At 67.5% G+C, this 14598-nt stretch carries 12 protein-coding genes; 8 read left to right on the top strand and 4 right to left on the bottom strand.

Going from position 1 to position 14598, the window contains the following annotated elements; translation table 11 throughout:
* The first annotated feature begins 40 nt into the window (after positions 1 to 40).
* From purD to ACIQK7_RS06550, 4 genes are read left to right on the top strand one after another with little or no spacing between them, the layout of a single operon-like run.
* Positions 41 to 1294: a phosphoribosylamine--glycine ligase gene (purD, locus tag ACIQK7_RS06565; RefSeq protein ID WP_403022415.1), complete on the top strand. Its 1254-nt coding sequence runs from the start codon at positions 41 to 43 to the stop codon at positions 1292 to 1294.
* A complete protein-coding gene (locus tag ACIQK7_RS06560) occupies positions 1291 to 2145 on the top strand; it encodes a phosphoribosylaminoimidazolesuccinocarboxamide synthase (RefSeq protein ID WP_403022413.1) in 855 nt (284 codons plus the stop codon). The genes purD and ACIQK7_RS06560 overlap by 4 nt, the downstream gene beginning before the upstream one ends.
* Complete coding sequence (locus ACIQK7_RS06555) at positions 2142 to 2609, top strand: GNAT family N-acetyltransferase (protein WP_403022411.1); 468 nt, start codon at positions 2142 to 2144, stop codon at positions 2607 to 2609. Before ACIQK7_RS06560 ends, ACIQK7_RS06555 begins: the two co-directional genes overlap by 4 nt.
* A 47-nt stretch (positions 2610 to 2656) precedes the next feature.
* Positions 2657 to 3520: a VOC family protein gene (locus tag ACIQK7_RS06550; RefSeq protein WP_403022409.1), complete on the top strand. Its 864-nt coding sequence runs from the start codon at positions 2657 to 2659 to the stop codon at positions 3518 to 3520.
* A 16-nt stretch (positions 3521 to 3536) separates the two neighbouring features.
* Here ACIQK7_RS06550 and ACIQK7_RS06545 read toward each other — a convergent pair whose 3' ends face one another.
* From ACIQK7_RS06545 to ACIQK7_RS06530, 4 genes are all read right to left on the bottom strand, one after another.
* On the bottom strand, positions 3537 to 4697 hold the full coding sequence (locus tag ACIQK7_RS06545) for an AI-2E family transporter (RefSeq protein WP_403022407.1): 1161 nt from the start codon (positions 4695 to 4697) through the stop codon (positions 3537 to 3539).
* 83 nt (positions 4698 to 4780) lie between these two features.
* Entirely contained in the window at positions 4781 to 6259 is a 1479-nt protein-coding gene (locus tag ACIQK7_RS06540) for a catalase (RefSeq protein WP_403022405.1), read from the bottom strand.
* Positions 6260 to 6284: 25 nt separating this feature from the next.
* The gene (locus tag ACIQK7_RS06535; protein ID WP_403022403.1) at positions 6285 to 6725 is read right to left on the bottom strand and encodes a Fur family transcriptional regulator; all 441 of its coding nucleotides are present in this window, start codon (positions 6723 to 6725) and stop codon (positions 6285 to 6287) included.
* 55 nt (positions 6726 to 6780) lie between these two features.
* Entirely contained in the window at positions 6781 to 12576 is a 5796-nt protein-coding gene (locus tag ACIQK7_RS06530; RefSeq protein WP_403022401.1) for a beta strand repeat-containing protein, read from the bottom strand.
* Positions 12577 to 12864: 288 nt separating this feature from the next.
* On the opposite strand from ACIQK7_RS06530, the gene ACIQK7_RS06525 reads away from it, so the two are divergent.
* Genes ACIQK7_RS06525 through ACIQK7_RS06510 form a run of 4 tightly spaced genes read left to right on the top strand, consistent with a single transcriptional unit; the run spans position 12865 to position 14590 of the window.
* Complete coding sequence (locus tag ACIQK7_RS06525) at positions 12865 to 13284, top strand: DUF6916 family protein (protein ID WP_403022399.1); 420 nt, start codon at positions 12865 to 12867, stop codon at positions 13282 to 13284.
* A gap of 5 nt (positions 13285 to 13289) precedes the next feature.
* Complete coding sequence (locus ACIQK7_RS06520) at positions 13290 to 13778, top strand: GNAT family N-acetyltransferase (protein WP_403022397.1); 489 nt, start codon at positions 13290 to 13292, stop codon at positions 13776 to 13778.
* Positions 13775 to 14077, top strand: a complete 303-nt coding sequence (locus ACIQK7_RS06515; protein WP_403022395.1) for a DUF6916 family protein — start codon at positions 13775 to 13777, stop codon at positions 14075 to 14077. The genes ACIQK7_RS06520 and ACIQK7_RS06515 overlap by 4 nt, the downstream gene beginning before the upstream one ends.
* A complete protein-coding gene (locus tag ACIQK7_RS06510; protein ID WP_403022393.1) occupies positions 14078 to 14590 on the top strand; it encodes a phage tail protein in 513 nt (170 codons plus the stop codon).
* The last annotated feature ends 8 nt before the right edge of the window (positions 14591 to 14598 follow it).

Raw genomic sequence — 14598 nt, 5'->3', positions numbered from 1 at the left:
CCTTGGCGAGAGGGCGAACGCGACCGGTACTCTTGCAGACGTGAAGATCCTGGTCCTCGGTTCCGGTGCCCGCGAGCACGCCATCATTACCGCGCTCCTCGCGGAAGAGGCGAGCCACGAGATCATCGCCGCCCCGGGCAATGCGGGCATCGCGGCGGACGTTCCTGTCATCCACCTCGACCCCACGAACCCGACTGTCGTGACCGATTTCGCGGTCGACAACGACATCGAGCTCGTCGTGATCGGGCCGGAGGCGCCCCTCGTCGAGGGCGTGGCCGACCGCATCCGTCGCTCCGGCATCGCCGTCTTCGGCCCCGGCAAGGCGGCCGCGCAGCTCGAGGGGAGCAAGACCTTCGCGAAGCGCATCATGGAGGCCGCCAGCGTGCCGACCGGCCGCGCCACCCGTGCCGGCACGCTCGACGAGGCGATCGCCGCGATGGACGAGTACGGTGCCCCCCACGTGATCAAGGCCGATGGGCTCGCGGCAGGCAAGGGTGTGCTCGTGACGGGCGACCGCGATGCCGCCGTCGCCCACGCCGAGTTCTACCTCAAGCAGGGCAGCGTGCTGGTCGAGGAGTTCCTCGACGGCCAGGAGGTCTCGCTCTTCCTGCTCTCCGACGGGCACAACGTGCTCCCGCTCTCCCCGGCCCAGGACTACAAGCGACTGCTCGACGCGGATGCCGGCCCCAACACGGGCGGGATGGGGGCGTATTCGCCCCTCCCCTGGCTGCCCGACTCCTTCGTCGACGAGGTCATCGACACGATCGCCCTCCCGACCGTGCGCCAGCTCGCCGAGGAGCAGACCCCCTTCATCGGGCTGCTCTACTGCGGGCTCATCGTGACGGAGCGCGGCATCCGTGTCATCGAGTTCAATGCGCGCTTCGGCGACCCCGAGACGCAGGTCGTGCTGCCGCGCCTCAAGACCCCGCTCAGCGAATTGCTCTTCGCCGCTGCGACCGGCGGGCTCGGCGGGAAGCCGCGGCCCGAGTTCTCAACGGACGCGTGCGTCACGGTCGTGCTCGCGAGCGAGGGCTACCCGGAGACACCCATCACGGGCCGTCCCATCACGGGCATCGCCGACGCACTGGAGATCGAGGGCGTGACGATTGCGCACGCGGCGACCGCCGCATCCGGCGGCGGATTCGTCTCGTCGGGAGGTCGCGTGCTGAGCGTGGTCGCCCGCGGCGCCGACTTCGCGGATGCGCGTGATCGCGCCTACCGCGCCATGAAGCTCATCACCCTTGAGGGCGGACAGTTCCGCACCGACATCGCAGCGAGAGTGGTGGCATCATGACGTACTCGCAGGAACTCGAACAGCACGGTTGGATCAAGTCGCACTCGGGCAAGGTGCGAGACCTCTACCGGTGCGAGAACATGCCCGGTCGGATGCTGCTGGTCGCCTCCGACCGCGTCAGCGCCTTCGATCATGTGCTCTCACCCGAGATCCCCGGCAAGGGGGAGCTCCTGACGCAACTCAGCCTGTTCTGGTTCGAGTTCCTTGCCGAGGTGCCCAACCACCTGGGAATGTATGACATCCCGGAGGTGGTGGCGCGGCGGTCGATGATCGTGCGAGAGCTGGAGATGCTCCCCATCGAGTGCGTCGTGCGCGGCTACCTCACGGGCAGCGGCTGGAAGGAATACCAGCAGTCGCAGACCGTGTGCGGCATCCCACTGCCGGCCGGCCTCTCCGATGGTGACCGCCTGCCAGAGCCGATCTACACGCCCGCCTTCAAGGCGCCCGCAGGCGAGCACGACGAGAACATCACGTACGAACAGTCGGCCGCTCTCATTGGCGAGCCGAAGGCGGCCGCCCTGCGCGACCTCTCGCTCTCGATCTTCACCCGTGCGGCCTCCTACGCCCTCTCGCGCGGTGTCATCCTCGCCGACACCAAGTTTGAGTTCGGCATCGATTCGCACGGTGTCATCACGCTCGCCGACGAGGTGCTCACGTCGGACAGCAGCCGGTACTGGGATGCCGAGCGCTACGCCGCAGGTGACCGTGCGTCGAGCTTCGACAAGCAGATCGTGCGCGACTGGCTCAGCGCGAACTGGGACGGTGAGGGCACGCCGCCCGACCTGCCGCAGGAGATCGTCGACCGCACCTCCGCCCGCTACCGCGAGCTGATCGAAAGGCTGACTGCATGACCGAGTTCGAGTCGATCGAGGTGCGCGAACTCCCGTACGAGCACGCCGACTCCACCATGCTGCACTCCGCACAGCGGGCCGAGATCGCTGCAGCCTATGGCAACCAGGACTCCGACCCGAGCGAGCCGACGACCTCAGAGAATGTGTCGGCGTTCGTCGTCGCCTACACCGATGGCATGCCGGCCGGATGCGGTGGCTTGCGCGCCGTCGCCGATGAGGGGTTCGAGATCAAGCGGATGTATGTGACCCCGGCACATCGCGGCACTGGCGTCTCCACCGCCGTGCTTTCGGCGCTGGAGGGGATCGCTCGCGACCGCGGCGTGCACCGGCTTGTGTTGGAGACGGGCGACCGCCTGCCTGCCGCCATGCGGTTCTATGAGCGCGAGGGGTATAGCCGCATCGAGAACTTCGGCCCCTACGCGGGTGTCGACTCGAGCGTCTGCTACGCCAAGCAGCTCTCCTGAGTTCGAGGCGGCGGGAATACCTGGCGAAATAGGTTGTTGCTACAACTATGACCGCAGACATCCTCGCCCCTGACACCGCCATGGCCGCCGTGACCCTCAAGGTCGCCGACCTCGACCGCATGATCGCGTTCTACCGCGACGGCGTCGGTCTCGACCTGATCGCGCAGGAGGGCTCAAGCGCCGTGCTCGGCCGCGGCGCCACATCCGCCCTCATCCTCGAGGTCGCCCCCGAACTGAAGCATGCCCCCGCAAACGCGGCTGGGCTCTTTCACACGGCGTTCCTCTTCGCCGAGAAGCGCGACCTCGCCTCCTCGGTGTACTCGACGGCCCGCGCCTACCCGCAGAGCTTCACGGGTTCAAGCGACCACTTCGTGAGCGAGGCCTTCTACTTCGATGACCCCGAGGGCAACGGCGTCGAGCTCTACTGGGACCGCCCGCGCGACTCCTGGGAGTGGAGCAACGGCGAGGTCAAGATGGGCACCGTCTACCTCGACCCCAACCGGTTCCTTCAGGAAAACCTCACGGAGGCTGGCCTCACCGCCGCGACCGGCGGCGTCACCTCCATCGGCCATGTGCACCTCAAGGTTGGCGACATCCAGACGGCCAAGCAGTTCTACGTCGACACGGTCGGCTTCGAGATCACGATCGAATACGGCACGCAGGCGCTCTTCGTCGCGGCCGGCGGCTACCATCACCACCTCGGCATGAACACGTGGCAGAGCGCCGGCGCAGGCACCCGCACGCCCGCACTCGGCCTCGGCCAGGTCGCGATCGAGGTGCCGGGCGCTGACGATATCGGCGCCCTTGCCGAGCGACTCAACGCCCGCGGCGTGCAGCAGGCCAACGACGGCCGAGTGCTCACCTTCAACGACCCCTGGGCCAACGAGGTGCGGGTGACCGCAGCGGCCTAGCCGGTCGCGCAGGTGCTCAGCGGCGGGAGCGACCGGATGCAGCGAGCTCGAGCCTCGAGGCATCCGGATCGTTCCACGCCTTGATGGCCGCCCACGCGACCGCGGCGAGCGGCACGGCGAGGAAGGTGCCGATGATTCCACCGAGAATCGTGCCCGCCGAGAGGGCGAGCAGCACGACGAGCGCGTGCAGCTTGAGGGCGTTGCCGAGCACGACGGGCGCGAGGAGGTTGCCCTCCAACTGATTCACGAGGATGACGACAGCCGCGACGATGATTGCCGTCAGCAGGTCGTTGGTCACGAGCGCGACGAGGGCGGCGACCGTGCCCGCGACGGTCGCACCGACGATGGGGATGAACGCACCCACGAAGACGAGCAGGGCGAGCGGGAGCGCGAGCGGCACCTGGAGGATCCACAGCGCGAGGCCGATGAAGATCGTGTCGACGAGCGCGACAAGGGCGGTGCCGCGCACATAGCCGCCGAGCACTCCCGTTGCCCGGTCACCGACGCGACGGGCGCGCAGTTGGCGCGAGGGACGAAGGGGGCGCAGGAGGAACTCCCACATGTGCGGGCCGTCCTGCAGGAAGAAGAACAGCAGCACGACCGTCAGCACGACACCGGTGATGAGCTCGACGACCGTGCCGGCGCCAGCGAGCGCCGTGGAGCCGAACTCCGCGCTCGTCAGGAAGTCAGCGATCGCGTTTCGCGCCTCAGCGATCTGCTCGGAATCGACCGGCAGCGTGCCCGACTCCAGGAACTCCTGAATCGTGTCGATCGACTGCGTGACCGCATCCGAGAGATTCGCCCACTCGCTTCGCACACCATTGACGACCAGCGTGATGATGCCACCCAGCACGGCGACGCCGGCGAGGAGTGTGCCGATCGTCGCGAGAGGCCTCGGCACCCTATGGTCCACGAGCCAACGCACGAGCGGGTAAAGCGCCGACGCCAGGATCAACGCGATGAGCACCGGGATGACGATGATCTTCAGCTGCACCGACGCGTAGACGACAAGCCCGGCGAGAATGAGCACCAGCAGGATCTGGGCGCTGCGGATGCCGAGGCGACCGAGGGAGTCGGTCCAGAGCGGCCGCGGCGAGTCGAGGAGACGAGCCCGCTCGGACGCGGGAAGGTTCGGGTCGACAGGCGGCGGCTGGGGTGTGCGCGAGAAGAGGCCCATGCGCCCACGCTACTGCCGAAGCCGTGAGAACATGCGAAACGGCCGGCCCCCCCGAAGGGAACCGGCCGTCTGCTTGGCGTCGCTTATGCGCCGACACCGACCGGGTCAGCGGATGCCACGTGACCGACAGCGTCGATGAGCTTCGCACCCAGGTCGGAGTCGACCGAGGTCCAGTACCACATGAAGCGGTCCTTGATCACGGGGACCGTGAGGGCCTGGTACTGTCCGACGAGCGTCTTGAGGAAGCGCTCCTTCGACTCCTCGGTGAACACCTCGCGGTAGAGGATTCCCGCCTGCACGAAGTCGCCGTCTTCCGAGTGGAGCGTCTGGGCGGCACGGATGAGCTCGCCATCCGTCTCCCAGCCACCCTCGCCTGCGGCGATGGGGTCGGCCTCGGAGGTGCCGAAGGAGTTCGGCGTGTAGACGGGAACGTCGGCGCCGTTAAACTCGTAGCGCATGGGTCCCTCGTGCTGGTAGTTGCGCGTGACGGATGCCTTCGGCTGGTTCACCGGCAACTGGTTGTAGTTGGCACCGATGCGGTGACGCTGCTGGTCGGGGTAGGCGAAGGTGCGCGCCATCAGCATCTTGTCGGGGCTGATGTCGATGCCGGGAACGAGGTTCGACGGCGAGAAGGCGGCCTGCTCGATCTCCGCGAAGAAGTTCTGCGGGTTGCGGTTGAGCGTGAAGTGCCCAACCTTGATGCGCGGATAGTCCTTCTTGGAGATCGTCTTCGTCATGTCGAAGATGTTGTAGCGGTAGGTCTTCGCCTCCTCGTAGGGGACGACCTGCACGTAGACGTCCCAGGTGGGGAACTCCTCGCGCTGGATCGCCTCGAAGAGGTCGCGGCGGTAGTAGTCGGCGTCCTGGCCGGCGATGCGCTCCGCATCCTCGGCTTCCATGAGCTCGACGCCCTGGCGCGACTCGAAGTGGTACTTGACCCAGAAGCGCTCGCCCTCGGCGTTGACCCACTGGAACGTGTGCGAGCCGTAGCCGTTGAGGTGACGCCACGACTTCGAGAGGCCGCGGTCACCCATGAGGTAGGTCACCTGGTGGGCGGACTCGGGCGAGAGGGTCCAGAAGTCCCACTGCGCGTCGGCGTTGCGGAGGCCAGAGGCACCCATGCGCTTCTGCGAGTGGATGAAGTCGGGGAACTTGATGCCATCACGGATGAAGAAGATCGGGGTGTTGTTGCCGACGATGTCGTAGTTGCCCTCGGTCGTGTAGAAGCGCAGCGCGAAGCCACGCACGTCACGCCACGTGTCGGGCGAGCCCTGCTCACCGGCGACGGACGAGAAGCGGAGGAGTACCTCGCTCGTCGCACCGGGCTGGAAGACGGCGGCCTTCGTGTACTTCGAGACGTCTTCAGTGACGACGAACTCACCGAAGGCGCCGCCGCCCTTGGCGTGGGGGTTGCGCTCCGGCACACGCTCGCGGTTGAACGAGGCGAGCTTCTCGACCAGGAAGCGGTCGTGGAGGGCGGTGATGCCATCCGGTCCCGTCGTGAGCGAGTGGGTGTGGCTCGGGATAGGCGCGCCTGCCTGGGTTGTGCTGACGTTGGTCAAGGGTTCTCCTTCGTGTGGGGTTGGATCAGTGTGAGTCTGTTGAGGCCTGGCATGCGGGGCAGAGTCCCCAGAAGGTGACCTCGGCCGTGTGGATCGCGAAGCCCGAGTCAGCCGAGGGGGTCAAGCAGGGGGCGTGGCCGACAACGCAGTCCACATCTTCGAGGGCGCCGCATCCGCTGCAGACGACATGGTGATGGTTGTCACCCGTGCGCAGTTCGTAGCGTGCGGGTGAGCCAGCCGGCTCGATCTTGCGCAGCAGACCTGCCGTCGCAAGTGCGGCGAGCACGCCATAGACGGCCTGGATCGACGTGCCGGGCAGTGCTCCGCGCACCGCGCCGAACACCGCGTCGGCGTCGGCGTGCGGCCGAGTCTCGAGGGCCCGCATGACCGCGAGCCGAGGTTCGGTGACTTTGAGCCCGGCGTCACGGATGCGCTCGCCGAGCACTCCCGGAGACGTCGTTTGCATGCATCCAGTCTAGGGGTTGTTTTGAATGATTCAAAACAACCCTGGCGGCACTTCCTCAGACCGTGCGGGACCGCCTGCGACGAGCGAAGCTGAAGAGAATCAGCCCCAACGCAAGCAGTGCAGCACCCGTGACCGAGCTAGCCCCGTCGGCTCCTGTCGCTGGGAGCGCGCCACCCTCGGGAGCTGGGACAGCTGCCGCGATGGAAAGCTTCTCAACCAGAGCATGCTGCGCACCGTCACTCGCAACGCCGAGCGCCACGAGATGATGGCTGCCCGTCACGCCAGCTGGAAGGGTGATACGTGCGGAGAAGGTCCCCGCTGCATCCGCCGTCGCGATGCCCAGCCGCAAGGGCGTCGAATACATACCCAGCGTGATCGGTGAGAAGGCCGCGAAGCCTGTGCCCGAGACCACCAGCTCGTCGCCGGGTGCCGTAGCCGATGGCACCCCAAAGAGCCCCCCAGCCGCGAACGGCAGCGTGGCCGGAAGCACCAGCGGCTCGAGCGCAACACTCGTCAAAGTGAACGTGTGCGCAGCGGAGCCCACCGAGTTGGACGCGTGCAGTGTGACAGTGAATGACTCGCCCGGCTCATCGAGCAACACGCCCGAAATGGTGCCCGTGCCGTCACCGTTGTCGGTCAAGGTGAGGCCGCCGGGCATTCCGGTGGCCGACAGCGCTGGGGCATCAGGGAACGCACCCGCCGTAGTGACCGCGAAGTTCGTCTGGACACCCCTCTGGAACGCGGCAGAATGCGGGTTCGTGAAGGCCGCGACATCCGTGATGGTCAGCTCGAAGGCTCTGCGCCCCTCGTGGCCAGCAGCATTGCTCGCGACAATCGTGAGGGGATAGACGCCGCCGACACCGGAAAGCGCCGTGCCCGAGATAGTCGATGTGCCGTCACCATGATCCACGAAGCTCAACCCACTCGGTAGCTCGCCCTCGAGCGCGAGCGCCGTCACCGCAGGCACCCCGGCGGTTGAGCCGAACGCAATGGACACCGCTGCACCCGCTTGCACAGTGGCGCGGGCGGGGCCCACGGGGGTGGGCGCGCTCGTCACCTCGATTGTCAACGTCTGCACCGAATCATCACCGAAGCCATTGGTCGCGGTGACGTGCACGGTGTAGCTCCCAGCAGCATTCGAGGGTGGCGCCGCGACAAGCAACCCAGATCCATCCGCGTTGTCACTCAGGTTGAGCCACGCGGGAGCACCGGCAAGCGTGAGCGTCGCGGCGGGCGTTCCCACCGCCGACACCGTCCAGGTCGCCGAAGAACCGGCCTCGACTCGCAGGAAGTCACCACTCGTCAGGACGGGCGGCGTGCCCACCGTGAGGCGGGCCGTCGAGGTCGTAACCACGCCGACGCCGGACACGACGGCGCGGAGAAGATCGCCGTTGTCGGACTGTGCCGCCGTGAACGAGAGCACAGGTGCGGTCGCGCCCGCGATGTCACCCCACGTCTGGCCATCGTCGACCGAACGTTGCCACTGCACAGTCGGCACCGGGTAGCCAACCGCTGTTGTCGAGAAGCTCACCATCGACCCAGCGACGACACGCGCCGCGACGGGGTCGCTCACAATCTCGACGGTGCGGTTGACCGTGAGCGAGAGCAGGAGCTCGGCGGGGTCGCCCACGCCGTTGTCGGCGCGGACCGTGAGGCTCGTGACGCCGGCGGCTGCCGCGGTGGGTGTTCCCGACACAGAGCCTGTGCCGTCCCCGTGGTCCGTGAAGCTCACCCCGTCGGGCAGTGTGCCGACGACTGTGAGCGCGGGGATGGGGAAGCCCGCCGTCGTGGCGACAGTGACCGACCCGGCGGCACCCGCGAGGAAGGTGTGAGAGGCCGTCGCAGGAATGGCGGGCGCCTCAGCCACCGTCAGCACGAAGCGCTGCAGGGCGTCGGACCCGAAGCCGTTGCTCGCCCCGAGATCGACCGTGTACGTGCCGCCCGAACCGGCAGGAGGCGTTGCCGTGATGGTCGCGCCGCCTGCCCCATCGGGCGTGACGCTGATCCAGGCGGGCAGCTCGCCCGACACCGTGATGGTCGCTGTGGGCGCCGCCGATGTCGTCACCGCGAAGGTGCTCTCCTCGCCGACGGGCACGGTCGTTGCCGGTTCGCTCGTGAACTGAGGGCCCGTGCCGATCGTCACCAGCGCGGCAGCGCTCGCGACAGACCCTGCTGCATTGCTGAAGTGTGCCCGGTAGAGGGTGCCGTCATCCGATTGCGTCGCCAGCACAGTGAGGATCGCGGATGTCTCACCCGGCAGATCCGCGAACGTCTCGCCGCCATCGACCGACGACTGCCACTGCACCTGAGGAGCGGGATAGCCGCTCGCGGCAGCAGCAAAGCTGAGCTGCGTGCCAGCGTCACCACGGGCATCCACCGGCTCAACCGTGACGACGGGCGCCTCGATCACCGTGAGCGAGAACATCTGACTGGAGTCGTTCTCCCCCGAGCTGGCCGTGACGATGAGCGGGTAGAGACCACCGGAGGAACCCGCGGGGGTCCCCGCGATGCGTGCGGCACCTGACCCGTCCACCGTCTCAAAGAAGAGGCCCGCGGGAAGGGTTCCGGAGAGGCTCAGGACCGGCGCGGGGAACCCGCCCTCAGTGGTGATGATGAAGTCGGCGAGCGTGCCGACCGTGGCCGTGGCATCCGCCGCGCTCGTGAACGTGGCAGCCTCACCGACCGCAAGCATCACGGTCTGCTGCGCCTCTGCACCGAAACCATTGGAGAGGGTGACAACGGCGGTGCGCTCTCCACCGCTTCCTGCCGGAGGGGTTCCGACGAGCTCGGCCGTGCCATCGCCGTTGTCGACGAGCTGGAGCCAGGAGGGGGCACTCACCAGCGTGAAAACACCCGCGGGCGTGCCCGAGCCTGTCAGGTTGTGGCTGCCCTCCGTGCCCACGGTGAAGCTCGCGGTGGTGCCACTTGTAAAGTCGGCCGGAGTGCCGACCGTGAGCAGAGAGCGCTCCGTCACGACAACGCCGGCGACGTTGGTGAACACGGCGCGGTACACGAGAGCGTCGTCATCCTGAGTGGTGGCGACCGTCAGCTCGACCCCAGTGGCACCGGGGATGTCGGCGAAGACCGTGCCTCCGTCCGAGGACAACTGCCACTGCACGGAGGGATTGGGGTAGCCGCTGGCCGCCGCCGTGAAGATTGCCACCTCGCCCGCGATGACGCGCGCCGACTTCGGCTGCTCCGTCACTGCTGGCGCCGCCAGGGCCTCGATCGTCAGTAGCTGTGTGCTGGCGCCGACCGAGTTCGTCGCCGTGATGGATACCTCATACTCACCGCCGCTCACGACGCCGCGGAGTTCACCGGTGCCGTCCCCCATGTCCACAAGCGTCAGGCCTGCTGGCAGAGCGCCAGCCACCGAGAGGCTCGGCACGCCCGGGTACCCCGCGAAGCTGGGCGCGACGGGCAGCACAAGCATCTGCCCAGCGACAAGCTGGACACTGTCACTCGCATCGAAGACGGGCGCCTCAGTCACAGTCAGCGTGAAGACCTGAGACGCATCTGGGTCGAAGCTGTTGCCCGCAAGAATCGAGAAGGTGTACTCGCCACCGCTTCGCGCGGGCGCGCTGCCACTCAGGAGAGCCGTGCCATCGCCGCCGTCCTCGAGGCTGAGCCAGGCGGGCGCCCCTGCAAGGGACAGCGCTGAGACAGGGATGCTCTCCGTCGTCACCACAAAGTTGCCCGCCTCGCCCGCCTCGAACTCTGTCGCGGCTGGCGAAGTGAAGACCGGCGCGGTTCCGACCAGGAGCTGCGCGGTCGCGCCGACGGGAGAACCGGTGCCATTGCTGAGCGTCACGCGGAGGAGTGTGTCGACGCTGGCCTGCTCGGGCGTCGTGACCTCCGAGTAGCTCAGGGAGGTCGCATCCGGAATCAGGGTGAAGGTCGCACCACCGTCGGTCGAGCGGTGCCATTCCACGTCGGGCGCGGGATAGCCAAGTGCCTCGACGGTGTAACTCGCGGTCGCCCCGGCCGTGACCTTCTGGTCGAGCGGCGCCGTGACGATGGAGGGAGCCTCGCGCACGGTCAGCGCGATGGTCTGCGCAATCTGGGCGCCCACACCATTCTCTGCAGTGACGACAATGGCGTAGAGGCCGCCGCGGCCAGCGCCCGCAACCTGGCCGCTCACCGTGGCAGTGCCATCGCCGTTGTCGGCGAACTCGACGCCGGCGGGCAGACCCGTCGCGGTGAATGAGGCGTCGGGGTGACCGTCCGTCGTCACGGTATGACTGATCGCCGCCCCGAGGGTTGTATCGATTGTCGCGTCGCTTGTGAACTCGGGCGCCTCAAGCACCGTGATCTCGAGGGTCTGCTGCGCCGCCGTGCCGACCGAATTGTCTGCCGTCAGTTCGACCTGGTGCGTGCCGCCTTCGCCATCCGCAGGGGTGCCCAGGATCTCTGCCGCGCCATCCGCCGCCGCAGTCAGGCTGAGGCCGGTCGGCAGGCCGGAGTCGACCGTCACGATCGCGGCGCGATAGGCGTCGGTGGTGACCGTGAAGCTGCCCGCGGTGCCCACCGTGAACTCGGCGGTCTGCTCGCTCGTGAAACTGGGCGGGTAGAGCATGCCGACCGGGATCGTGATCGAGCCGTGGTCAAGCTGAAGCCTCACGGAACCAGCACCCCTCGCACCGTTGGCGACGAAGGTGGCGGATGCCCCACCGGCCGCCAGTACGACGGTGGCGTCGCTCAGCGTGGCGGGTGCTGGCTGTGCCGCCCCCCAGGCCACGGGCAGCCCGGCGAAGGCGGTGAGTCGCTCTGGGGCGATTGTCTCGCCATCCGAATTGACGAGCAGCCCCGCCGTGATGGCGGCGCTCGTGCCGCCGAACGGAATGTCGTCTGGCTCAACTTCCGCTGTGAGCGTGAGCCACGGGCTCGAGACCCCGGCTCGGGCGTCGACCACGGCGCATCCTGCCGTATTCGGCCCTGTGGGGCAGCCCCACCAGTTGTCGGAGGCGTCGGAGGCAGCGTTCGCGGTGACGGTGGAGGTGCCGGTGTTGCCAACGAACCGACTGTCATGCAGGGTCAGGGCTACGTCAGCGCCGGCGTGGATGGCGGATGCTGCCCCTGTACCCGTGTTGTCGAGGAAGGTCGAGCGCAGCACCTCGATGGCGCCTCCGCGAACCCAGACGGCGCCGGGCCCGGCCGAGCGATTGCCCTCGAAGAGACTGTCGTGGATGCGCAACGCGGCATCGCCCTGCGAGACGTCGTCAATGAGGAGGGCGGACCCGCCGTTCTGCACGGAGGCGGCCCCCGTCTCGTTGTTGCGGAAGATGCTGTTGGTGACGCTGAGCGCTTCATTGGCCGTGGCACCGGTCGCCTGGTAGGCAACCGCGCCACCACCCGCTGAGCCGGAGCTGTTGCCCTCGAAGCGCGAATCCTCAATCGTGAGGCTGCCGCCGATGAACTGGATGGCCCCGCCCACCGTGTAGGTGGCCGTGCCTGTGGCATTGGATGTGTTGCCAGTGAAGGTCACACTGCGCACGAGCAGGCTGTCCGCTGTTGTGCCGTAGCCGGATCCGCCGATGACCGCCCCACCGCCGTACTCGCTGTCACTGCCGCCGCGTACCGTGAGGCTTTCGAGGGTGACCGCGACGCCGCCGACCATGGCAGGGTCGAGCATCAGCGCCTGCGCGCCGTTGCCGTCGATGACGGTTGACGGGCCAGCGCCGGTGATGGTGATGTCGGCTCCGGACTTGGTTCCCACCTTGAGCGCGCCGAGGGTGAGCTCGATGACACCCGCGGGCACCGCGATCGTCACGGACCCGCCGATGTTGTTGGCGACGCAGAGGGCGTTGCGCAGCGTGACGGGCGCCGCGGTTTCGACAACTTCGGGAGACACGCAAGCACCGTTCACGTCGCTGTCAGCGATCGAGGTCACTTGAAGGAGGGACGTCGCACTAGCCGCGGGGGGCGTCGAGATGACACCGAAGGCCACAAGCGCGAAGGCGACTCCGGCCGCTGTCATCCGCCGCGCGAATGCACGCATGTGAGCCCCCCAAGAGCATGCCGACGTGTCGCCGCACTCGAGTTCGGGCCACGTACCAGTTCAAGCGGCGAGCGGGCCTCGCCACCCGAGAAGTATTGCAGTATATTGAGCCTTCTACAACACACTCCTGGGGGTCGAATCGTGGCGCAACTCACTCGTCGCGCCGTCGTGGCCAGCGCCGTCGGCGTCGCGGGCATGGCGGCACTCGGTGTCGCCGCGGCGACGTCTCCGTGGACCGTTCCGCTTGGCACCCCAGCAGCGACCCCCACGCTCGTGAAGCTCGCCCGATCGCGTTTCGCCCCGCACCTCGGCCTGGCTTTCACTGCACGATCAGGCGATTCCCTCCATACGCTCGTGCTAGAGCGGATCGATGACCTGCCCGGCGCCGGCAGCAGCGACGAGCAGCGCTTCAACCTGATCTTCACAGAGACTGGCAAAGCCGTCACCGACGGCATCTACCAGGTCTCCCGCGACGGCGCCGAACCCGCGACGCTCTTCCTATCCGCCATTGGGGCCGAAAGGGAGCGACGTCTCCAAGGTCTCGTGGACCAGTCAGTGTGACGGCCGTGTTCGCCTCACCGGTCACCCTCACGCCCGCCACACCCGAAGACGACGCCTTCATCAACGGCGTGATCGCCGCATCCCGAGCCGACAACTTCGCGGCACTCGAACCCGAACTGCGTGAGCGGGTGCTCGCCCTCCAAGTCTCGGCACAGCGTCGCCACTACCTCGCTGCTCACCCCACCGCGAGCGACCACGTCCTTCGCAGCGCGGGCCACCCCGTCGGTCGTGCTCTGCTTTCCACCGCTGCGGAAGCGATCACTGTCGTTGACATCGCCGTTGTGCCACCCCGGCGCGGAGAGGGCATCGGAACCGCCGCGATCCAGCTGATCAGCGAGCGCAGCGACCATCTTGGAGTCCCGCTGCGTGTGCGGGCGTGGGCGAACGATGGCGCCCTACTGAACTGGTACTCCGGTCTCGGCTTCGTCGCAGGCGCCGAATCCTCGACTCACATTGAACTTGTGCGCGCGCCCAGAGCGGTGTTCGCGACATGATCGGGCACGGCAACTTCGCGGGGCGCGAGGGCACCCGCTACACGGCGGTGGCCGCAGGAAGCACAGAGACAGCGGAGCTCGAACTCACCGGATGTAGCGAGCTGCTCGTCTCAGGCGGCTACGTCTCCTTCACGCTCAGCTTCATCTCCACACAGATCACTGCCCAGGGCACCTACCTGCTCACGGGGGGCGACCTCGATGGGGAACCGGTCTTCATTGTCCCAGTGGCCTCGGGCGAGGGCCACATTCAGCTTCAGGCGGTCTTCACCCAGCCCGCCCCACCGACCGAGGAGTACTGAGTGGCGCAACCCTATGTAGGCGAGATCCGCATCTTCGCGGGGAATTTCGCCCCCGCGGGCTGGGAGTTCTGCGCCGGACAGACGCTCTCAATCGCGGAGAACGAGACCCTCTTCCAGCTGATCGGCACCACCTATGGCGGTGACGGGGAGACCGGGTTTTCGCTACCCGATCTGCGCGGACGCAGCCCCCTTCACCACGGCACGGGTCAGCACCCTAGCTACATTCTGGCGGAGAGCGGGGGCACCGAGTTCGAGCACCTGACAGTGCAGCAGATCCCCTCCCACTCGCATGCGCCGTTCGCGTCGACGGATGCCGCGACATCCGCCAAGCCCACCAACGGAGTATGGGCACCCTACGGCGACCTCCCGTACGGCAGCGACGCGCCGGGCACCGGACTGCACCCAGACACGGTCGCGCCGACGGGCGGCTCCCAGCCGCACGAGAACATGCCCCCGTTCTTGGCGCTGAACTTCATCATCAGCCTCTTCGGCATCTTCCCGAGCCAAACCTGAAATCGAGG

The sequence above is a fragment of the Salinibacterium sp. GXW1014 genome, assembly GCF_044769865.1.
GTDB lineage: Bacteria > Actinomycetota > Actinomycetes > Actinomycetales > Microbacteriaceae > Homoserinimonas.
Note: the sequence above shows the minus strand (reverse complement) of the source record. Positions and strands in the feature narration are given on the sequence as shown.